The following is a 22,326-nucleotide window of genomic DNA, read 5'->3' on the forward strand; positions in this document are numbered from 1 at the left end:
GAACTATAATTTTATAAATGGTGATGTGTGTACAAATAACTCAGTAGATAAAGTGAAATGATAGAGCCCTTTTGACAATCCTGGGATTGGAATTGTTTGAATTAATGCGGTATTGTTTTCAATTTTATAGGTAATTACATCCTGACCCAGGGCATTGGTTATATAAATAAAACCATCTGTAACAATTTCAGAAGTAGCAAAATGTAAATCTGAACCCGCAGGGTTAGGGAATAATAATACACTAATAGTATTGTCAAAAGGAATTGTTTCTACCTGATGCACTTCACGCCAAACACATGTTGATTCGCCACCGTAAGTAATATTACAACTGATGTTAAATTTTCCATAACCCGAATAAGTATGTGGCGGTGGTATTTCTCCATAATAAAAACTACCATCTCCAAAATCCCAATATACCGTGTCTTTATCAACCGGATACAAGATATCTGAAATATAAACGGTATTACTAGCCGTTTCCATCGTTGCCGTAAAATTTATATCCGGAACACTGCTACCATCAAAATGAATATATAAAACATCTAAACCTCGAGTTATATTATTCACGGTATCAGCTATAGTCAGATATATCATCACTTTATCCAAATTTGCCAACACATCTAAATTTGTAAAAATACCGGTGTAGGTATAGCCCTCAACAACCTCATCAGAATAATTATTGCTCCAAACATATTTATAATTGGCAGGCGGACTATTGAGCACACCCGTGGTGTCGTATAGATCAAAATAAAATTCGACACTGTCACCTAAACTTACCGGACATTCTGAATGAATATATTTTATTACCGGTTTGTAGGTTATCTGTTTATACATGGAGTTTCCGTTACACCACTGGCTCAGGTAATTTTTTATGGGCAGATAATCATTATTCTTTGCCAGGTTATTCCATTCATTTGGATCCACATCCCTGTATTTGCCAATTTCGTAAAGTTCTTCTTCCAATACAGAAGCTGTGGCATCACAATCATAAACACCATCCACATTATTTGAATGATATTGCAAATAATGAAAGCGGTCGTTACGCACCGAATATTGTTCGAAACAACCTGCTTGTTTTGATTCCTCTGCTTTATAGGTTGTTAATTTAGGAGATTCAAACAACAGTGTGGTATCTTCAATGATATTTTTTATACTCTTTCCATCAGTGTAATCTGTGCCAAATTCATTTTTCGGAACATCAACGCCAATATAATCACAAACTGTCGGGAAAATATCAAGTAAACTAACAGGCATATATGATGTTTTGGTTTCAGTAGCCCGCATGTCAATCACAAAAAACGGTATACGAATATCTGTCTCCCACAAGGTATTTTTTTTCCAGTGTTTTTTTTCATCTAACGAATAACCATGATCACTTGTAATAATGATTATCGAATTATTTATTATATCAGGATGTGTATTTAAAGTATCCCACAGTCGGCCTAATTGTGCATCACCAAATTTTACTGCAGCAAGATATGCCATAACAGCATTGGCCATTTTCGATTTAAATAATATTTCAGATGTTTCGTTAAAACTTAATGTATCATTAATATTAATTAATGCGGCTAAACTATCACCCCAATCAGTAAATTGGCTATGTATACCCGGAGCAGCTAATTTTTTCCCTACAAACCCCAAACTATCGTAATCGCTATAGGCTTCTGTCGGCTGAGGCGGCATTACCACTCCATTGTAAGGAAATTGGTTTTCCGGGTTATTATAAGGTAATATATAAGGTGTTTCAAAATAATCTGTTGTATAGTACGGCAAAAAAAACTGTTCGGGAATATATAATTGTAAATGTGGTTTGTGAAAACCAACACACATAAATAATGGTTTATTGCAATAAGCTCCAGGATCAGTTGTGTAATTATTTAAAATTGTAGCTGCTTCATTTACAACGGTATAATCCTGCATATCTACCAAAAAAGAATCATCCACCATTGCCCATTCAAATAAATCGATATCCTGATCGGCATCATCACCGGCACCCATTAATCCACCTTGATTTCCGGTAACTACAACTTCATTCCACGATAATTGTCGGCTGCAATTATCTGTTGTGGTCGTATCATAATCCGGAAAATGTTGTTCACTGTGAAAAATTTTATTTAAACCAACAGTATAATATCCGGCACTGTCTTTTAAATACTGGGGCAGTGTGAAAATTAATTTATCAGCAGGAAAATTTGCCCTGAAATCTATTTCGTTATATTCTTCATTATTATAAACACCGGTATAACTTGGATTTTTACCTGTAAGCCAACTAGTGCGCGAAGGTGCACAAACAGGTGCACTCGTAAAAGCATTTTTAAACGTAGTGCCTAAAGCAGCAATGGTATCTAAATTGGGAGTTGATGTTTGCGGATGGCCCTCAAAATTATTCACCCAGTCGTTCAAATCATCATAGATAATCAGAATTACATTCGGCTTGTCGCCTGTTTGCGAAAACAGCGCCACTTGCCCAAACATCAAAACACCTAAAAAAAGTAATTTATTTACCAATTGTGCGAAAATTCATACAAACTTAGTAATTTGTTCATGGGTTCACCGTACCAAATGCGCGAAACCGCTCAATTTCATGGTGAAATAGGGTATGTTTTTAGCGAAGGGGTTTTCTTGTGGTAAGAATTGGTTTTTTTACGGTTTTACCCAATTTAACATCGCCGCCCAAATTTCTGCTTTTAGTTATTTATATATTTGTCGCCTGACAGCAAAAAAATGAAAATTATAACCTACAACCTAAACGGCATTCGTTCAGCAATGAGCAAAGGCTGGCTCGATTGGATTACTGCGAATGGTTTTGATATCATATGTGTGCAAGAGCTCAAAGCTGAGCCGGGACAGTTGGATACCACTCTTTTCGACAATATGGGCTACCACCATTATTGGCATCCGGCTACTAAAAAGGGGTATAGCGGCGTTGCCATTTTTTCGAAAATAAAGCCCGACAATGTCGTTGTTGGATGCGGTAACCCGAATTTTGATGCTGAGGGAAGGGTAATTCGTGCCGATTTTGGCGATAAATCGGTGTTTTCAATCTATTTTCCTTCCGGAACTACAGGTGATATCCGCCAAACAGTGAAATATCAGTTTTTAGATTATATCTATACCTACCTGGTTGACTTGCAAAAGCAGGGCAGAAAACTGATAGTTTGTGGCGATTATAATATTTGTAATAAAGCGATAGATATTCATGACCCCAAAGGCAATAAAGACTCGTCCGGATTTTTACCGGAAGAAAGGGCCTGGATGGATAAATTATTTGAATCGGGATTTGCAGATAGTTTCCGCCATTTTAATCAGGAGCCACATCAATATACCTGGTGGAGTTTCAGAGCCAATGCAAGAAATAATAACAAGGGCTGGCGTATCGATTATATCGCTGTAAGTGAGGCTTTAAAATCTAATCTCACCGGCGCTAAAATAATGCCCGATGCAAAACACAGCGACCACTGCCCGCAAATGCTGGAACTAAACTGGTAAATTATTTACTGCTGAATAACAGTTGAAAGGCATGATACACGGCATTGTGTAAAATAGTGGCGTGATCTTCTTTTTTGAGTTGCTCAAAATGGATTTCCAGATTTTTTTTACCGGAATTTTTCAAAATTTTATGCAGCTTTTTCGCATCCTTTACCATCGTTGGATGCTCTTTTCCTACAGCAAGATAAATTTGCATATCGCCTGCAGGTAAATTTGCCATGGCTGAATCTGCTATGTTTAACAACGATTCATTATCCCACCATAAACTTGGGCTCACAATAATATAGGTATTGAACAGCGCAGGTTTTTTAAATAAAATTTCTGTTGCTACCAATCCACCCAACGACTGTCCGATGATGGTTTTATTTTTATTTACCGGATAATTATTTTCTATAAAAGGTTGTAATTCACTTTCAACAAATTGAATGAATTTTTCGGAACCACCCGTTGTCGGAAAATCTTTTTTATCCTGTTCAATGGTTGTTGGAAAACAAAAATCGCGCTTGCGGTCAACATTGGCAATGCCAACAATAATTGCATCAGGAATAATCTGCATCATATTCATAAACTGCATTACGCCGCTAACGTGCACAAAATCTTCATCTGCAGAACCATCTAATAAATAAATTACCGGATAGGTTAATGTGTCAGAATAATACGCAGGTAAATAAATATTTAAAATTCTTTCTTCCCCTAAAATTTTAGAATAAATGGTTTGGGTTTCACCAATTGTAAAAGGTTGTTGCGCTTTTGTAATACCCACAGCGCCTAAAAAAACCAGAATAAACAATCGAATTTTCATAAACACCGTTACGGTTAATTACATAAATTTTTCCACCTTAATACCAATATCCATTAAATAGGGAATCGGATTTAAACGCATGTCCTGCTCAAGTGTAAATGTATATTTACCTTTTTGTTTTAAAGCGAAATTGTGCTGAATTAAAACAGAATTATAACAAATGCCATCAATACAATTGCCTGTCCATTCGCCGGTTAATTCCGACAATTGTACATTCAGTTTATTTTCCTGCACACTGCCGTCGGGCATGGTGGTAGTGAGTTTCAGCCAAAGGTTATTGTATGGGTATTCATCGGTATGGCGCACATTAATGTATAAATTGTAAGCCATTGTAGTGTCTAAAATTTCTACATCAAACGATTTTGCTTCACCGTAATACCAGCCTTTTTTATCGAGCGACACATTTTTATCAAATACACGCGTTTGTTCGCAACTGCTAAAACTAATTGCCAGTAGTAAGGTGATTAACACACTGTATGTAAAACGAAATTGATGCAAGTGAATCAGGATTTATCGTTTGGATTATTATTTTGGTCGTTCGGATTATTCCTGTTCGGATTGCGGTTCGGATTATTCCGATTTGGATTATTTCGGTTTGGATTGCGATTTTGCTGATTAGGATTTTTGTTTTGCAAATTGCGTTTATCGCCTTCCTGTTTATTTTCGTTTGGATTATTATCGCGCGATTTATTTTGCAGTTTCACCTGCGGATTGCGCGGCTGATTCTGATTCGGATTACGCTGTTGTTGTTGCTGCTGATTTTTATTTCTGTTTTGCTGATTTTGCTGACGTTTTTTCTGACCTGCACGTTCAATTGTTTTTAAACTTACATGCTCAATTACGTTTACAAATTCAACTTCTTTAACAGCAGTTTCCGGTTCATATTTTAATCCTTCCAAATGTTCAGGTTTTTGCCCCTGCTGATTCATTTGTTTTATTTCTCTAACCTTAATTAATGTGAGCGGATATTGTTTGCCACCATCAGAATATTCATACACCATTAATTTTTTAAAGATGTCAGTTTTTATCAAACGCGCATTGCCGAATTCAGTTTGTAACCAGTCGGCATCGCGCGGAAATTCCTGTAAGGCATCCATATAAGTATCCAACTCGTAATTCAAACAACATTTTAAACGACCACACTGACCGGATAATTTTGACTGATTGATACTTAAATTTTGATAACGTGCAGCATTGGTTCCCACCGATTTAAAATCAGTAAGCCAGGTAGAACAACATAATTCTCTGCCACAACTACCCAAGCCGCCAATTTTTCCTGCTTCCTGTCTAGCACCAATTTGGCGCATTTCTATTTTTACTCGAAATTCTTTTGCGTATAATTTTATTAATTCACGAAAATCGACACGGTCGTCAGCGATATAATAAAATGTTGCTTTGCGTTTATCACCCTGATATTCAACTTCACCAATTTTCATATCCAGTTTCAACTCGCGTGCTATAACTCTCGCTTTAAGCATCGTAGCACCTTCCATTGCGCGGCCTTCCATCATACGTTCCAGGTCGTTATCGGTTGCTTTGCGTAAAATTGGCATAAACTGCATGTCCTGACTTACCTTGCGTTTTTTCATCTGCAGTTTTACCAATTCACCACTTAATGAAATGCGGCCAACATCAAAACCACTTTCTGTTTCCACACAAACCATATCGCCTGTCATTACATCTATTTTATTTTTGTTGATGTAAAATCCTTTGCGAATACCATTTTTAAAACTGATTTCGTGAATGGTAAATTTCTGACTTTCAGGAACCGGTAAAAATCGTAACCAGTCGTATGTATTGAGTTTATTACACCCTCCGGTAGCACAATGCCCATTGCTTTTGCACCCCGTAGGGACGCCACTGTTTGAACCAACCGAACAACCTGCACAACTCATAATAATTTATATTTAGCGCGACCAGTTTTCATAAAAAGGCCTCGTGTTAATTGAATTTGATTGAAACTGTTTTAAAAGGGTGACAGAAACGTACGTCATCATAATCTTAGCATTAACGTTTCTTTCTACAAAGTAAATGCATTTATCAAATAATTCTAGAATAAAGGTAATGCGCTCAACCCCAAGCACCTTACCCAATCCTTCCGCAGTTTTAAGCTCAGCGTCCGAAAGTTTGGACAGTTTTCCGGCTCCGGCCTCTAAAAGCAGCACTTCACGGAAAAAATGCAGGCAATACTGGAAGTAGTTTTTTTGCTGCTCACGGCCCATTTTTACAAAACGATCGTTCCAGGCAAATAAACTTTTTACATTCTGACGATAACAGGCTTCCATCCATTCACGAATCATGGTTGTATTCGCATCTTCATGAGTATCAATCAGTTGTATTGCTTCATTAAAATTTCCTTCACTCAGGGCAGCTATTTTTTTAGCTTGTGGTAAGGGGAGTTTAAACCTTTCTACCAATGCCGGAATCACATCATTGTCTGACAAACGCGGAAATTTTACAATCTGCACCCTCGACATAATGGTATTAATGATACGCTCCTGATCGTTGGCAACCAGCAGAAATACAGTGTTTTCAGGCGGTTCTTCCAATATTTTTAATAAACGGTTGCCCTCATTGCCTAGATATTCAGGTAGCCATAAAATGAGCACCTTATATTCTGCTTCATAATTTTTAAGCGAAAGCCGACGCATAATCTCCTGACACTCCTTTGCAGTGATGTTTCCCTGCTTATTTTCCGTATCTATAATCTGGGTAATCCATTCATTATACCCGCCGTACGGGGTGTTCAGCATAAATTGCCGCCACTCTACCATCCAGTCGGCACACAATTCTTTCTGGTCCAATTTTACAAATGGGAAGGTAAAATGAATATCGGGATGAATAAATTTTTGAGCTTTAATGCAGGAAGGACAAGCACCACAGGAATCGCCGTAACTTAAATCGTTTTCGGCAGCAACAGACTGTTTGTTTTCACAATTGATATATTGCGCATAAGCCAGTGCCATGGCCAGATTGCCGCTGCCTTCAGGCCCCAGAAACAACTGTGCATGGCTCACCCTGTTGTCTGCAACACCTTTGGTAAGCTGCACCTTAATACGGGTTTGTCCTATGATATCTTTGAATAACACGCCTTGTTGTTTATCCGTTAGCTCATTTTAAATTGAGCAATGCCAGCAATTCATCATTAATCGGATCGGTGGCGGGAGGAAAAACGGCGATAAGCTGACCTGTTTCGTTCAGTAAAAATTTCTGGAAGTTCCAGACAACAGACTTATTGAGATTATTTGCTAAATCTCTGCTGATAAGCCATTTGAAAATAGGGTTGCTGTTTACGCCAATAACCTCACTCTTGGAGGCCAGCGGAAATGTTACCCCATATTTGTATGAACAAAAGTTTTTAATCTCGCGGTCGGTGCCCGGTTCCTGCTCGCCAAAATCGTTTGAAGGAAAACCCACTATTGCCAGTTTGTCCCCATACAATTCGTGTAATTCCTGCAATTGTTTGTATTGATCGGTATACATACAATCGCTTGCAGTGTTTACCACGAGCAATTTTTTTCCTTTAAATGCTGAAAAGTCAATAACTCCGCCCTCTATTGAAGGGAAATTAAAATCATGAATTGAATCTCCTGCTACCATCGTCACAATAGGGCAAATTTAAAGTATTTTGTCAACCTTTGTACATCATAAATTGTTCAGGTATTATGAGAACTACTGTTTGTCGCCGCGCAACGTTTAACGCTGCCCACCGTTTATTCAACCCCGATTGGGATGATGCTACCAATGACAGGGTTTTCGGACTGTGCAATAATCCGAATTACCATGGACATAATTATACGCTGATTGTAAAAATTACCGGCGATATTCAACCCGATACGGGTTATGTGATGGACCTCAAAATTGTAAATGAGTTAATAAAAGACCTCGTAATTGAACCTTTTGATCACAATAACCTCAATCTTGATGTGCCTGAGTTCAAAATGTTGAATCCAACTGCAGAAAATATTGCGAAGGTTATTTATGATAAGTTTAGGGCGAAATTGAACTCCAACCTCGATGTAAAAATCCAGTTGTACGAAACAGAAAATAATTTTGTGGAATATCCGGGCTGAGGATGGAATTAATTTTCCATTTTGCCTTTAAGATTAGCCAGACCTTTTTCTAAATCGCCACCCAGCATTTTATCCATGTTCATTAACAATAACATGAAATTCATCGGATACTTCATTCCGCTGTCCAATTGCCACGAAACTTTTGTGGTATTAGCATCAATTGGTGCAGTCATAAACTGAGCAACTGCCTCACCCGGAAAAGGTTTTATAAAACGTAAAGCACTCACTACACCTTTACCCGAATCTATACGAATTATTTTCTGCTCACCTTTTCCAACTTTTTTATTTTCACTATCCCAGGCAGAAACAAATCCTACAGTACCGTCTTCACCACGATATTCTTTTTTCATATCCGGATCCATAGTTGCCCATACACTGAAACTATCCTGATTTTTTAAATATTTAATATAGGTAAATATTTTTTCCTGCGGTTGGTTTATGGTTGCTTCTCTTAAAATGGAATATTTTTTTGGAAGAAATAATGTCACAACTAAAATGATGGAAACTATAATTCCAATAACCATTAAAATAATATAGATAATTTGCATGCCTTTGTTTTGTACAAATGTAATGAAAGTATTTTATTTGAATTTATGGTTTAAAGTAACTGTTTTTTGGGGGTAGAAATAATAACGGGTATAATGACCATTTCCGGCTATAAAATGGGCAATTATTAAAAGTTAAATAATTGATAGTCAATTAGTTATATAATTTTAGATGATTTTTCCCGGCTATAATTTTGCGCTTTATTCAAGCAATTTAACCCTTCAGTTTCATCTCCATAATACCGGCAATACTTTTAGCACGCATTTTCATGGTTGCTGCATTTTCACCTTCGTATAACTCATCTACCGTTGTAGTAAATAATAAAATCCAGCGTTCAAAATGGGCGGATGTAAATTTTATTTTTTCCTGTAAAACAAAATGTGGAGTCATGGCATTTCGTGTATAATTTCCGGTGCCAAATACTGTCGATTCCCAAAACGAATACATTACCGGCATATGATGTTCCCAATCAACTTTAGCAATATCATTAAAAATAAATCCGATTACATCATCAGCACGTACTTTTTCATAAAAAGTGTCAATCACGTTTTTTATTTCATTAATTGAAATAATATCTGTTTTTTGCATTATTATTAAAAAAAATTGTTCGAGTAAATAATTGGCTTCATGTTGTTTGCTAAATTGATTAATTCAACTTTTTTATGAAGTTGAAATGTATTAAATTTTAAATTGAAATGTTTTTTTGGAAAGAAAAAAATTACCAAGTTGTTTAAAAATAAGTATAAGTGTTATAACCTACAATGCTATTATTTTTGAAAATTGTTTGTCGTTTGTTTTTAATTGAACAATATAACTTCCAGCGGGATATTGAGTTAAATTAATTACGGCATTTTTTTCAGTTAAAGTAATGTTGTAAACTCGTGTTCCTGTTATGCTAAAAACCTGAATATTTGCAGTTTCCGACGTATTTAAATGAATATAAATATTTTGGTTAAAGGTGTAAATGGTTGCATCTAAATTATTTATTTCACTAATATTAACTGTTGTAGTATCACCAATTGTATCACCCGCGGCAATGGGTGTATTACATTTTAATTCATAAGCAAAATCGTGCACCGTGAGGGTTTCTAAAGAATCTCCTACAGAACAACGTATCCAACCATAATGTTTACAATCATCAGCACCAAGAAACCGAACACCGAGATAGGCTGAGTCAGTTTTAAATTGCCAGGAGCCATTATCATAATGCCATGACCATGGTGTTTCATTAACTTTATAAAATCCAATTCCCATTAGTTGGTAGTGACCATCTTGAAAACTTAACGTATTATTAATTAAATCGCCACCGAGCAAGGCATACGGAAAGTAAGTTGTAGGTCCACCAGCACTATGTGTCACCATTTGTGCAGCTATCTCGTTGTCAGGGTTAAAATTAGGCCCACATTTAAAAATTCTATTAAAACGATAAATGCTGTAGAAGGAGCTAGTAAAATAACTACTCTTTTTTAATAAAAAGAAGTCATTTGTACCATCCAAATCTATATCAATATAAGTAAAGTCACCATCCAAACTTAGCATCACATCGGGGTCAAAGGAAGTGTAAATAGCCTGGGCTTTAGAGTGACTATTTATAAGCAACAATACCCCGGAAAGACCAGAGTATTGTTTTAAACTAAATTTTTTGTGTTGCATTATTCCGTTTTAATGAGTTTTTTTGTTATTAGAAAACATTTCTGTGGATTGCTAATTGTAACAAAATAAATGTTTGCCGGTAAAGTGCTAACATCAATATCAGCATGTTGTGTGGTTTTTGTTTGTAGTAATATTTTACCATTTAAATCAAATATATTAACCTCAAAATCATTAATTAATTCCTCAGGAATTGTACAAGCAATATTAAAACTATTTGCAGTAGGATTTGGATAAATTTCAATTTGGGTGTCCATTAAAATAAGACCTTCACGTGGAGCAATGTAAAAAGGAACCTCAATATAACCAAATGAACTTGGTGGCACCGTAATGCAAATTGAACCCCCGGTTAATCCCGAGCATTCTGGAACATTTGTTGTTGGCCCGGTTATACCTTGGATTTCAAATGGGTGTAAATGATTACTATCGTTATAACATACATTCATTTTATATAAATAGCTATTTCCACTATTTGAGTACAGTTGCGTAGGGTCAATATTATATATAGTGGCTGTGCCATATGCTAAAGCAGTTGAACCAGGGTATAAGGCAAGCAAATAACCCTTTTTTAATACATAACTCTGTGTTTCAGATTTCATATTGGAATAGTAAATGTACAATTTTTTATTTAGTTTCACCGGCGGTGCTTTGAAGTTTTTGAATTACGGTTCTTGAAAATGATTAAAGCCGCATACTAAGCAGCTTTAATATTAAATACCCTTTTGAATTTAAGTAGCTCACATACGGTAAATTAAATATTACCACAATAGTAAGTTTGAATATACCGACATAGTAAATCCTAGCCCGGATCGCAGCGAAAACAACATAATGTGCTGATGTGCTAATGTGTTGATGTGCTAATTAAACAGCCGGTTTTGAGTAAATTATGAATTATCTGGTTGTTGCAGCGAAGAGCCGGAAGGGGAGTTTATTGGGACTGGGATGTTGCTGCTCCAAAAATAAAAAACGCGTATACCAGCGCTGACCAAGCGCAAAAAGTAAATTGGGTAAAGGGTTTTCATTGGAATCCACAAACAACAAGGCCTCAAAATAGTTGTAATAATTTAATCTAATGCCGGAAAGCACTGAAAGTCACATCTAATTGCCCGTAAATAAGCCACATCACCTGATTTTGACCGAACCGAAATTTTATTTTGCATGTTATCGTTTTTAAACTGTCCTAAAGCTACAATAATCAAGGTTTACCTGTTATAAAGCTACGGTTAACAATGTTTATCCTGTCGTTAACCTTAATTAACTTTGCACACTAAATTTAATCAAACAATGTGGAGTTAATTTTACGCATTGTTTTTTGATTCAGACCAAACTTGAATAATATGGATACTGCGGCATCTACCGACATTAAAGAATTAAACGAACGCATCCATCAGGAAAGTGCGTTTATCGACTTACTCAGGCTGGAAACGGCGAAAACGATTGTGGGACAGAAATATATGATCGACAGACTGTTACTCGGTTTGTTATCGCAGGGACATATTCTGCTGGAAGGTGTTCCCGGTCTTGCTAAAACGCTGGCAATTAAAACATTATCGTCGGCTATCAATGCAAAATTTTCGAGAATTCAGTTTACGCCCGACTTATTGCCTGCCGATTTAATTGGTACCATGATTTACAATCAGAAAGACAATCAGTTCAGTGTAAAGAAAGGTCCGATTTTCGCCAATTTTATTTTGGCAGATGAAATTAACCGTGCACCGGCAAAAGTACAAAGTGCTTTATTGGAAGCCATGCAGGAAAAACAGGTTACCATTGGTGAAAACACCTACAAACTTGAAGAACCATTTTTAGTGCTTGCCACACAAAACCCGATTGAACAGGAAGGAACTTATCCATTACCTGAAGCACAGATTGACCGTTTTATGTTGAAGGTGGTAATTGATTATCCGAACAAGGAAGACGAAAAATTAATTATCCGTCAGAATGTGATGGGCGCTGTTTCAAAAATTGCACAGGTAGTAAAAACGGAAGAAATTTTAAAAGCACGCGACCTGGTTCGGGAAGTGTATATGGACGATAAAATTGAAAATTATATTCTCGATATCGTTTTTGCTACACGTAAACCGCAAGATTATAAATTAAATAAAATTAAACACCTTATTGCTTACGGTGGTTCACCTCGTGCAAGCATTAACCTCGCAATGGCAAGTAAAGCGTATGCATTTATTAAACGCAGAGGTTATGTTATTCCTGAAGATGTACGTGCTGTTTGTCAGGATGTACTTCGTCACCGCATCGGCTTAACCTACGAGGCTGAAGCGGAAAATATTACTGCGGAAGATATTATTGCTGAAATATTAAACGTGGTTGAGGTGCCTTAAATAATTAAGGAATAATTAAAGTAACACTGCTTATTAATTAGAAATATTTCTTTCAACAACAGATCATATTTTGGATAAAGCAACGCTTCTTAAAAAGGTCAGACTAATTGAAATAAAAACAAAAGGTATTTCACAGAATATTTTTTCGGGTGAATATCATTCTGCTTTTAAAGGAAGAGGTATGAGTTTTAGTGAAGTGCGTGAATATAGTTTTGGTGATGATATCCGCAATATCGAATGGAATGTTACTGCACGCATGAGTCATCCCTATATAAAAGTGTTTGAAGAAGAACGTGAACTCACAGTAATGTTACTGATCGATATTAGTCAGAGTGCTTTTTTCGGAACACAATTGCAGATGAAAAATGCACTCATTACAGAAATAGCCGCGGTGCTCAGTTTTTCTGCAATAAATAATAATGATAAAGTTGGGGTGATATTATTTTCAGACCGCATCGAAAAATTTATTCCACCCAAAAAAGGTAAGTCACATATTTTAAGAATCATCAGTGATTTGCTGGAATTAACTCCGGAAGGTAAAGGCACCGATATTGCCATGGCTTTACAATATTTCAGTAATGTAGTAAAGAAAAAAAGTATTGCATTTGTTTTCAGCGATTTTATGGATTCGGGATATGATAAACCACTTATGATTGCAGCAAAAAAACATGATGTAATCGGTGTACATATTCACGATAAGCGTGAAGAAGAATTACCGGATGCCGGTATCATCAGAATGTATGATCCCGAAAAAAATGCAACCGTTCTGGTAGATACTTCCAATAAAATGGTGCGTGAACAATACCGCAAAAACTTTATGCGCAACGTGCAGGCTTTTAAAACAACATTTTTAAAGAGCGGCGCTGATACAATTTCTATTCATAGCCAGAAACCTTATATACAGGAATTACACAGTTTTTTCAGAAAAAGAATACGGAAAAAATAACATGCTGAAAAAAATTGTAACATATGGTTTTATATTGCTCTTGTGCCAAAGTTTGCGCGCACAAATCAATATACATGTTGCAACCGATAAATTTGAATATGCCATCGGCGATTATATCCGTGTTGAAATAAGCGTTTCTGCCGATAGCACCATAAAATGTTTATGGCCTGCGGCAGATGAAATTGCGAGCTACGAAATTATATCTACCCAACCAATTGATACCTTACGCGAAAACGGAAAATTAACTTACCGACAGGAAATTATTTACAGTGTGTATGAGGCAGGTAATTATTATTTTCCGCAAGTGCAATTGCCTTACAATAAATTGCGCGACACAACAATTTATTCGGTGATGTCCGATTCGTTGCCGTTTAATGTGCTTACACCTGATGTAGATACTACTGCTGTGATTAAACCCATAAAAGGAATTAAAGATGTTTCGGTTCCACGATTTACCACTTTGCAAATTATAATCGGTGCAGCTGCTTTATTAATTATCGGATTATTAATTTGGTATTTCTTTATTCGCAAAAAAGAAAAACCGATTATACCTGCCAAACCTGTTGTGAAAAAATCGTTGCGGGAAATAATAATGGGTCAATTGAACGAACTCGAAGCAAAAAAATTATGGCAACAGGATCAGCTTAAATTATATTATTCGGAGCTTACTGATATTTTGCGCACTTATCTGGAAAAACGTTTTACCATTAATGCGATGGAAAGCACCAGTGATGAAATAATTGAACAAATTCAGCATATTCCGGAAGCAAAACAATTGGAGCCGGATATTACCTATGTTTTACAACTTGCAGATATGGCAAAGTTTGCAAAATCGCGCCCATTGGCTAATGAGAATGTAAAAGCGATGGAACTAGTTAAACAATTTGTTGAACAAACAACACCGGTAGTTTCAAATACGGAGCAAAACAAATGAAAGATTATTTAAATAATATCCGATTCGAAGATCCCTGGTTGCTGCTGTTGCTCCTGCTGGTGCCGGTTTATATTTATTATATCAGAAAAAAGAGCAAACAAAAATTTGTAACATTTCAAATTTCATCTATTGCCGGATTTAGCGGTAAAGTTCCTGCTAAAATTAAATGGATGCGTTTATTGCCAATTTTGAGAATTAGTGCATTTGTTTTAATTGTAATTGCTATCGCGCGCCCGCAAACCGGTTTCAGTAATAAAAAAATATCATCACAGGGAATAGATATTATGATGGCACTTGACGTTTCGCCAAGTATGTATGCCATCGATTTTAAACCCAACCGCATGGAAGCAGCAAAAGTGGCTGCTAACGAATTTATCGACAGTCGCCCCAACGACCGTATCGGATTAGTGGTGTTTGCAGGAGAAGCATTTACACAATGCCCCGCCACCCTCGATCATGAAATGCTGAAAGCTCAGGTTGAAACTGCCGATAACTGGTACTTAAAAGATGGAACAGCCATTGGCGACGGATTATTTATGGCTGTGAATCGATTGGCAGACACTGTTAATCTGGCTACTAAAGTGATTATTTTATTAACTGACGGTGTGCGTATTGGTGGAAAATATTCGCCGGTTGATGCAGCTAATGCGGCTAAACAATTAAATATTAGGGTTTATACGATTGGCGTGGGAACAGAAGCAAATGCACCAATTCCCGTTATCGATAAAAATGGCCGCCGCATATTTGAACTCGACCCACGCATTTCATTTGATGAGCCGATGTTAAAAGATGTTTCCAATTTAACAGGAGGACAATATTTTAAAGCGGATTCAAAAGAAAAATTATCTGAAATATATCAGCAGATTGACCAGATTGAAAAACAAAAATTTGAAGTAGATATTACCCAGCGTTACGATGAACATTTTTTTTACTTTGCGCTGGCTGGATTAATATTAATTGTTTTAGAAATAATTTTAACTAATACCATATTCCGCTCATTAACTTAATATGCAATTCGAAAATAAAATAGCATTTTACTTTTTAGCCATTATCCCGGTTTTGGTAATGCTGTTTTATGCCTATATCAATTGGCGAAACAAAGCTATAACCCGCATGGGTGACCGCGCTTTGGTGGAGCAATTAATGCACCGCAATTCCGTTAAAAGAAAATGGATAAAATTTATGGTATTAATGGGTGCCTGTTTATTTATTATTCTCGGTCTTGCGAATTTAAGAATGGGTTCAAAAAAACAAAAAGTAAAAGGCGAAAGTGCTGAAATTATGATTTGTTTTGATGTTTCTAACAGTATGCTTGCAGAAGATGTAAAACCAAGCAGACTGGCACAAGCAAAATTATCGGCAGCACAATTAATTGAACGTTTATCATCAAACAGAATTGGTTTAATTGTTTTTGCGGGAGAAAGTTATGTGCAAATGCCACTTACTTCTGACTCACGAGCTGCTTTAATGTATTTAAATAATATTAATACCGGAACCATTACCAATCAGGGTACTGCAATTGGCAGTGCCATTCAAACTGCACTCGATGCATTTGAAAATGGTGGCGATAAAGACAATAAAAAAGGCAAGGCAATTATCATAATTACCGATGGGGAAAGCCATGATAATAATGCTGTGGAAATGGCGCAGGAAGCCGCGGATAGGGATATTAAAATTATTACACTTGGTGTGGGCACTTCAACCGGAGCGCCAATTCCGCTGCGAAAAGGGAATGTTGTGGACGGATTTAAAAAAGACCGGCAGGGAAATGTAATTTTAACTAAACTGAATGAACCAATGTTACAAAACATGGCTACCGATGCCAATGGATTGTATATGAATTTAAGCAGCGGTAAAAAAGTGATTGACGATGTGTACGACGAAATTGATGCGCTGGATAAAACAACCGACGACACCTATGAGTTTACTGAATATGCAAATCATTTTCAGTTATTTCTCGGAATTGGATTATTTTTATTGACGCTTGAGTTTTTTCTGTCGGACAAAAAACCGAAGTGGCTCGAAAAAGTGAATTTATTTGATGATAAATAATATGATGAAAAAGGGACTTACATTATTGCTTTTAGTTTTTGCTGCGGCTGCCGCTTTCGGGCAATCGGCAAATGCAATTATTAAAGAGGGCAACGAAAAATATAATCAGCAGGATTATTCCGGCGCGCAAAAAAGTTATGAGCAAGCCCTCGCGGAAGATCCTGAATCGGATGCCGGAACTTATAATCTGGGTAACACCTATTATGAGCAAAAGCAATACGATGCGGCAATCGAACAATATCAGCGTGCGGCCGATCAGGCTAAAGACCCTGAAACCAGAGCTCAGGCTTTACACAATTTGGGAAATGCTTATCTCCAACAAAAAAAATATGAAGAAAGTATTAATGCATACAAACAATCGTTGCGCAATTTACCGGATGATGCAGATACAAAATATAATCTTGCTTACGCACAAAAAATGTTGAAACAACAGCAACAAAAACAACAACAGAAACAGGATCAGCAAAAGCAGGATCAAAAAAAGCAAGAACAGCAAAAACAAGAGCAACAAAAACAACAGGACCAGAATAAGGAAAATCAGCAGCCGCAAAAAAAAGAACAACAACCCGCACAACCAAAAGAATACACGAAAGAAGAATTGGAAAGAATATTACAATCACTCAACAGCGATGATAAAAATGTGCAGAATAAAGTAAATAAACAAAAAGCACAACCCGCAGGCAGTGATTCAGAAAAGGATTGGTAACATGAAAAAGTGGTTAATTGTATTAAGCAGTATATTTTTTGCGCATCACCTTGTTGCGCAGAATGTTTCTGTTGAAGCAACTGTAAGCAGTAATAAGGTTGGCCTCAGCGACAGGTTTAAATATACCATTACCATTAATAACAGTGCTGATGCAAAAGATTTCAGACCACCAACATTAAGTGATTTTATTGTTTTGGGCGGACCGAATCAAAGTATGAGCTACCAGAATATTAATGGTAAAACATCACAGCAAATTGCTTATTCTTATGTACTTCAACCCAAAAAACTGGGAAAGTTTACAATTAATGCTGCTTATGTAAAAGTGAGCGGACAAACTTATTCTACCAAACCAATAACTATTGAAGTAATTGATAAACCGACTTCAACAGGAAATACACCTGCACAAACCAATCAGAAATCACAAGACCCGCAAAGCAGCAGTAATGGCGATATTGAAAGTTATGTGAAAGAAAATGTTTTTATAAAAACTGAAGTGAGCGACATGGAAGTGTATAAAGGCGAAAATATTGCTGTTACACTTAAAATGTATGTTGCTGATAAAGGTGATATTATTGGTCCACGCGGATTTCAAAATATTATTACGCCTAAATACGATGGGTTTTACGCTGATGAAATTGATTTACCCGATCAGCAATTAAAAACGGAAACAATAAATGGTGTGCGCTATCAGGTTTCCATTATTAAAAAAACAATGCTCACACCACAACGTTCCGGAACCTTAGAGGTTGACCCACTTTCAATTGATGCAATTTTTGCGGTTTTATTACGCAATCAGTCACGCAATTTTAATCCGTTTGCAACAAATGCCAAACAGGTTTTGGTAAATATTAAATCGAATACGGTAAAAATTAAAGTAAATGAACTTCCACCAAATACCCCCTCCGATTTTAATGGCGCCGTTGGAAAGTTCACGATGAAAACGCAAATAAATGCCACAGAAACAAAAACAGATGAACCTTTAACCTATCGCATAGCAATTACGGGTACAGGCAATCTCGAATTATTCAGCGCTCCTGAATTAAACCTGCCTCCGGGATGGGAAACCTATGAACCAAAAATTACTACGGCATCCGGCACAAAAACATTTGAATATTTATTAATTCCCCGCTCACCGGGCGATTTTACCATTCCGTCGTACACATGGTCATACCTTGAACCGGCAACCAATAAATATGTATCACTAGCTTCAGAAGCCTATAATGTGAAAGTGGAAGCTGGCCCCGGCTACAATCCTTCAACAGGAAATTACGCTACAAAAAAAGAGGAACTGGAAGCATTGGCAAATGATATTCGTTTTATTAATAAACACAATCCCACTTACTTTTCCGAACGACCCGATTTTGCGGGTAGTATCGGTTTTTATTGCCTGTTTTTATTGCCCATTATTTCCGGCGCAGGATTATTTGTGTACACATACAATCAGAAACGCAAAAACAGCGATGTGGTGAGTTTGCGTATAAATAACGCAAATGCCAATGCAAAAAAGCGACTCGCAAAAGCAGAAACCTATGCTGCTGCAAATAACAGCCGCGATTTTTTTGATGAAACAATAAAAGCGTTGTGGGGATATTTAAGCGATAAACTGCTAATTAATAAAAGTGAATTGTCGAAAGAAAATGTTGAACAGGTACTAAGTAAAAGAAATGTTTCAGCAACTACATCTGCAACCTTAATTAATTTATTAAACGATTGTGAGATGTCATTATACGCACCTGCTGTTAGTTCAGGCTCTTTGCAACAAATATATACGCAGGCTGTTGATTTAATTACAAAACTGGAAAACGAAATCAAATGAAAAAGGGATTGTGGTTAATCATTTTTGTAATAACATTAAATAGTGTACGCGCTGAAGAAACTGCCGATACCATTTCAGTTGCCACAGCTATTGATACAACAACATTTGTATATGGTAATGTGATGTATGAAAATAACAGTTACGCTACTGCCATTCGTGTATATCAAAATCTGATTGATCAAAACGGACCTTCCGATGAAATATATTATAACCTCGGTAATTGTTATTATAAAACAAATGAAATAGGCAAGGCGGTTTTAAATTATGAGCGGGCTTTGTATTTAAATCCCGGTAATGAAGACGCAGCCTATAATCTGGAATTATCGTACCGCCGTATTCGCGATGAAATTGACCCGATTCCACAATCTATTTTTGCTGTATGGTGGTCCGATTTTACTCATATTTTTACTGCACATACCTGGAGTTTTCTTGCAATAACATTTATTTGGATTGCACTACTCGGTTTTGCATTATATCGGATAAACCGCTTTAAAAAATATCAGCGCCCGGGCTTTTTCGTTTTTGTGTTCGGTTTGTTTTTCGGATTAATCTGTTTAATTGGAGCAGTGGGCAGAAATACTTATGACCGTGATTATCAATTCGCCATTGTAATGTCACCAAGTGCTATTCTCAAAAGTGAACCTTCAGAAAACAGCACGAATTTATTTTTACTACACGAAGGATTAAAATTGAAATTGTTAAGCAGCGACAACGACTGGTCGGAAGTTAAAATTCCAAATGGAGATATTGGCTGGATTAAATCTGAGGAAATTACTGCTGTAGATCCATTTACCCACGGAAAAAAATAGCAGCAATCATAAAGCTCACAAAGCCGGTCATGTAACCAAGATATACTTCGCGTTCAGTATGTGCTTTTAATGCAAGTCGGGCAGCACCTACACATCCGGCACAAACAATTGTGATTAAGAAAAGTGGCAACACATTTACGTATGAATAGGGTAATAATATCATAATAACTGCAATCATACCACCGGCTCCGGTTGCGTGCATACTTACTTTCGTAAATAAGATATTAATCATAAAATCAACAAACACGGCAATTGTTGAACCTAAAAGAATAAATGTTATCTGCGGATTAAATCCTTCTCGCAAAAAAACCACATAAGCCCAAATATAAAAGAAACCGGCAGCGATATAAGGAATAATTCTATCCTGCCTGTCGAACATATTTACCGATTTAATAAATTTTAAAGCTGATAAAAGTCCGATGGTAAAAGCCGGAAAAAAGAACGTTAACAGGGCAATACGAATTACCGTTAACATGTATGAAGGGCTGTCAGGAAAATAAAACGGATTGGTATAAATTACATAAAACGTTCCATAAAGCGGCAACAACAGTGGCAGAAATAAAATCGAAAAAAAATGCCCGAATATTTTTTTTATCATAATTCTCTTCTTAAACGCGCAACGGAGATATCTAATTGCTCACGATATTTTGCAACGGTTCTTCTGGCAATATTATATCCGCGTTTACGAAGGTCTTCCATCAGTTCCTGATCGCTCAGTGGTGATTTTTTATCTTCGTTTTCAATTAATTCGGATAAAATCTTTTTCACTTCACGGGTAGAAACCTCTTCACCGGTATCGGTAGACAACGATTCGCTGAAAAAATATTTTAATGAATAAGTGCCAAATTCGGTTTGAACATATTTACTGTTTGCCACGCGGCTTACGGTAGATATATCCAGATTTGTTTTTTCAGCAATATCTTTTAAAATCATCGGCTTCATGGTAGTTTCGTCGCCGGTAAGGAAAAAATCATATTGATGCAACATGATTTCATACATGGTAGACCACAGCGTTTGCTGACGTTGTTTTATGGCATCAATAAACCATTTTGCCGCATCAATTTTTTGTTTGATGAACATGATGGCTTCTTTCTGTTTTTTATCTTTTGATGAACTGTTTTTATAATCCACCATCATATCTCTGAAATCGCGACTCACACGAAGTTCAGGTGCATTACGCGAATTGAGTTTTAATTCAAGGTCGCCGTTTACATTTACAATTGTAAAATCGGGAATAATGTATTGATATAAATTCGTGCCGTCTTCTTTTGCACTTCCGCCCGGTTTCGGATTTAATTTGGTGATTTCCGCAATTACCGGTTTTAAAACATCATCTTCAACTTTTAAATGACGTGCTAATTTATCGTAATGTTTTTTCGTAAACTCATCAAAATAATTTTCAATAATATTAATGGCGAGTTTAATATGTTTTGTTTGTGTTTTTCTTTCCAGTTGTAATAATAAACATTCACGCAAATCGCGCGCACCAACGCCCGGCGGGTCAAAGCCCTGAATTAAATCCAGCAATTCAATAATTTCTGGTTCTTCCGTCATTACGTTTTGCGAAAATGCCAGGTCGTCAACAATGGCCGAAATTTCTCTGCGTAAATAACCATCATCATCAATGCTGCCAATAATTTGTTCAGCTATTTTATGATAACGTTCATCCAGTTCACACATGCCTAACTGCTTGGTCAGGTTTTCATGAAATGTATCGCTTACGGCGTATGGAACGGTTTTATTATCATCGTCATCATCACCATAATTATCGTCACGAGTTTTGTAATCGGCTACATCATCATCGTTGATATAATCGTCAAGATCCAGTTCATCACTGCTGTTTGACTCTTCACTTTCGCCGCTGTTTTCTTCCTGATTACCTTCTTCTTCTCTAAAAATTTCTTCCGTGCTGGTAAGTTCTTCTTCCCCGGTATCACCCTCTTCCAAAGCCGGATTCGCCTCAAGTTCTTCCTTAATGCGTTGCTCCAACTGGTCGGTTGGCACCTGCAGCAATTTCATGAGCTGAATCTGCTGTGGCGATAGCTTTTGTAATAATTTCTGACTTAAACGCTGGTTTAACATGATTGTCGTACAGTTCCTGCGCCAAATTTAAGCCGAAATTATTTGTGACAGGAATAAATTTACTATTGTGTGGTAAGTTTTTATT

The 22,326-nt window shown here is 36.6% G+C and carries 22 protein-coding genes; 10 read left to right on the forward strand and 12 right to left on the reverse strand.

All coding sequences use genetic code 11. From position 1 onward, the window contains the following. Positions 1-3 precede the first annotated feature (3 nt). Positions 4-2,505: a sulfatase-like hydrolase/transferase gene (locus IPI65_09535; protein MBK7441751.1), complete on the reverse strand. Its 2,502-nt coding sequence runs from the start codon at positions 2,503-2,505 to the stop codon at positions 4-6. Positions 2,506-2,721: 216 nt separating this feature from the next. Here IPI65_09535 and xth point away from each other — a divergent pair, with 216 nt between their 5' ends. Continuing rightward, positions 2,722-3,486, forward strand: coding sequence for an exodeoxyribonuclease III (gene xth, locus IPI65_09540; protein MBK7441752.1), 765 nt, complete (start codon positions 2,722-2,724; stop codon positions 3,484-3,486). 1 nt (position 3,487) lies between these two features. On the opposite strand, the gene IPI65_09545 is transcribed toward xth, so the two are convergent. Genes IPI65_09545 through IPI65_09565 form a run of 5 tightly spaced genes read right to left on the reverse strand, consistent with a single transcriptional unit; the run spans position 3,488 to position 7,888 of the window. Further along, the gene (locus IPI65_09545) at positions 3,488-4,288 is read right to left on the reverse strand and encodes an alpha/beta hydrolase (GenBank protein MBK7441753.1); all 801 of its coding nucleotides are present in this window, start codon (positions 4,286-4,288) and stop codon (positions 3,488-3,490) included. A gap of 18 nt (positions 4,289-4,306) precedes the next feature. Further along, complete coding sequence (locus IPI65_09550; protein MBK7441754.1) at positions 4,307-4,786, reverse strand: gliding motility lipoprotein GldH; 480 nt, start codon at positions 4,784-4,786, stop codon at positions 4,307-4,309. 5 nt (positions 4,787-4,791) lie between these two features. Continuing rightward, on the reverse strand, positions 4,792-6,183 hold the full coding sequence (locus IPI65_09555; GenBank protein MBK7441755.1) for a hypothetical protein: 1,392 nt from the start codon (positions 6,181-6,183) through the stop codon (positions 4,792-4,794). A gap of 12 nt (positions 6,184-6,195) precedes the next feature. Beyond that, positions 6,196-7,377 (reverse strand): hypothetical protein, encoded by a 1,182-nt coding sequence (locus tag IPI65_09560; protein MBK7441756.1) that lies wholly within the window; start codon positions 7,375-7,377, stop codon positions 6,196-6,198. Positions 7,378-7,399: 22 nt separating this feature from the next. After that, positions 7,400-7,888: a glutathione peroxidase gene (locus tag IPI65_09565; protein MBK7441757.1), complete on the reverse strand. Its 489-nt coding sequence runs from the start codon at positions 7,886-7,888 to the stop codon at positions 7,400-7,402. 65 nt (positions 7,889-7,953) lie between these two features. Here IPI65_09565 and IPI65_09570 point away from each other — a divergent pair, with 65 nt between their 5' ends. Further along, positions 7,954-8,361: a 6-carboxytetrahydropterin synthase gene (locus tag IPI65_09570; protein ID MBK7441758.1), complete on the forward strand. Its 408-nt coding sequence runs from the start codon at positions 7,954-7,956 to the stop codon at positions 8,359-8,361. Positions 8,362-8,369: 8 nt separating this feature from the next. Here IPI65_09570 and IPI65_09575 read toward each other — a convergent pair whose 3' ends face one another. From IPI65_09575 to IPI65_09590, 4 genes are all read right to left on the reverse strand, one after another. After that, on the reverse strand, positions 8,370-8,909 hold the full coding sequence (locus tag IPI65_09575) for an SRPBCC family protein (GenBank protein ID MBK7441759.1): 540 nt from the start codon (positions 8,907-8,909) through the stop codon (positions 8,370-8,372). A gap of 211 nt (positions 8,910-9,120) precedes the next feature. Then, a complete protein-coding gene (locus IPI65_09580) occupies positions 9,121-9,495 on the reverse strand; it encodes a group III truncated hemoglobin (GenBank protein ID MBK7441760.1) in 375 nt (124 codons plus the stop codon). Positions 9,496-9,663: 168 nt separating this feature from the next. Beyond that, positions 9,664-10,560, reverse strand: coding sequence for a T9SS type A sorting domain-containing protein (locus tag IPI65_09585; protein MBK7441761.1), 897 nt, complete (start codon positions 10,558-10,560; stop codon positions 9,664-9,666). Then, entirely contained in the window at positions 10,560-11,156 is a 597-nt protein-coding gene (locus IPI65_09590; GenBank protein ID MBK7441762.1) for a T9SS type A sorting domain-containing protein, read from the reverse strand. The genes IPI65_09585 and IPI65_09590 overlap by 1 nt, the downstream gene beginning before the upstream one ends. A gap of 738 nt (positions 11,157-11,894) precedes the next feature. Here IPI65_09590 and IPI65_09595 point away from each other — a divergent pair. The 8 genes from IPI65_09595 (at position 11,895) to IPI65_09630 (ending at position 20,159) form a co-directional block, all read left to right on the forward strand. Continuing rightward, positions 11,895-12,896 carry a MoxR family ATPase gene (locus tag IPI65_09595; GenBank protein MBK7441763.1) on the forward strand — a complete coding sequence of 334 codons (1,002 nt, stop codon included), beginning with the start codon at positions 11,895-11,897 and terminating at the stop codon, positions 12,894-12,896. Between the two features lie 70 nt (positions 12,897-12,966). Then, complete coding sequence (locus IPI65_09600; GenBank protein ID MBK7441764.1) at positions 12,967-13,842, forward strand: DUF58 domain-containing protein; 876 nt, start codon at positions 12,967-12,969, stop codon at positions 13,840-13,842. A gap of 52 nt (positions 13,843-13,894) precedes the next feature. Next, positions 13,895-14,776 (forward strand): hypothetical protein, encoded by an 882-nt coding sequence (locus tag IPI65_09605; protein ID MBK7441765.1) that lies wholly within the window; start codon positions 13,895-13,897, stop codon positions 14,774-14,776. Then, positions 14,773-15,783 carry a VWA domain-containing protein gene (locus tag IPI65_09610; GenBank protein ID MBK7441766.1) on the forward strand — a complete coding sequence of 337 codons (1,011 nt, stop codon included), beginning with the start codon at positions 14,773-14,775 and terminating at the stop codon, positions 15,781-15,783. The genes IPI65_09605 and IPI65_09610 overlap by 4 nt, the downstream gene beginning before the upstream one ends. A 1-nt stretch (position 15,784) precedes the next feature. Continuing rightward, entirely contained in the window at positions 15,785-16,828 is a 1,044-nt protein-coding gene (locus tag IPI65_09615) for a VWA domain-containing protein (protein MBK7441767.1), read from the forward strand. Between the two features lies 1 nt (position 16,829). Next, positions 16,830-17,534 carry a tetratricopeptide repeat protein gene (locus IPI65_09620; protein MBK7441768.1) on the forward strand — a complete coding sequence of 235 codons (705 nt, stop codon included), beginning with the start codon at positions 16,830-16,832 and terminating at the stop codon, positions 17,532-17,534. Position 17,535: 1 nt separating this feature from the next. Next, positions 17,536-19,350 carry a protein BatD gene (locus IPI65_09625; protein ID MBK7441769.1) on the forward strand — a complete coding sequence of 605 codons (1,815 nt, stop codon included), beginning with the start codon at positions 17,536-17,538 and terminating at the stop codon, positions 19,348-19,350. Then, entirely contained in the window at positions 19,347-20,159 is an 813-nt protein-coding gene (locus IPI65_09630) for a tetratricopeptide repeat protein (GenBank protein MBK7441770.1), read from the forward strand. Before IPI65_09625 ends, IPI65_09630 begins: the two co-directional genes overlap by 4 nt. On the opposite strand, the gene IPI65_09635 is transcribed toward IPI65_09630, so the two are convergent. Together IPI65_09635 and rpoN are read right to left on the reverse strand one after the other, a co-directional pair. Continuing rightward, positions 20,140-20,757, reverse strand: coding sequence for a hypothetical protein (locus tag IPI65_09635; protein MBK7441771.1), 618 nt, complete (start codon positions 20,755-20,757; stop codon positions 20,140-20,142). The genes IPI65_09630 and IPI65_09635 overlap by 20 nt on opposite strands. Next, the gene (gene rpoN / locus IPI65_09640; protein ID MBK7441772.1) at positions 20,754-22,241 is read right to left on the reverse strand and encodes an RNA polymerase factor sigma-54; all 1,488 of its coding nucleotides are present in this window, start codon (positions 22,239-22,241) and stop codon (positions 20,754-20,756) included. The genes IPI65_09635 and rpoN overlap by 4 nt, the downstream gene beginning before the upstream one ends. Between the last annotated feature and the right edge of the window lie 85 nt (positions 22,242-22,326).

The organism is Bacteroidota bacterium (genome assembly GCA_016706255.1).
Lineage (GTDB): Bacteria > Bacteroidota > Bacteroidia > Chitinophagales > BACL12 > UBA7236.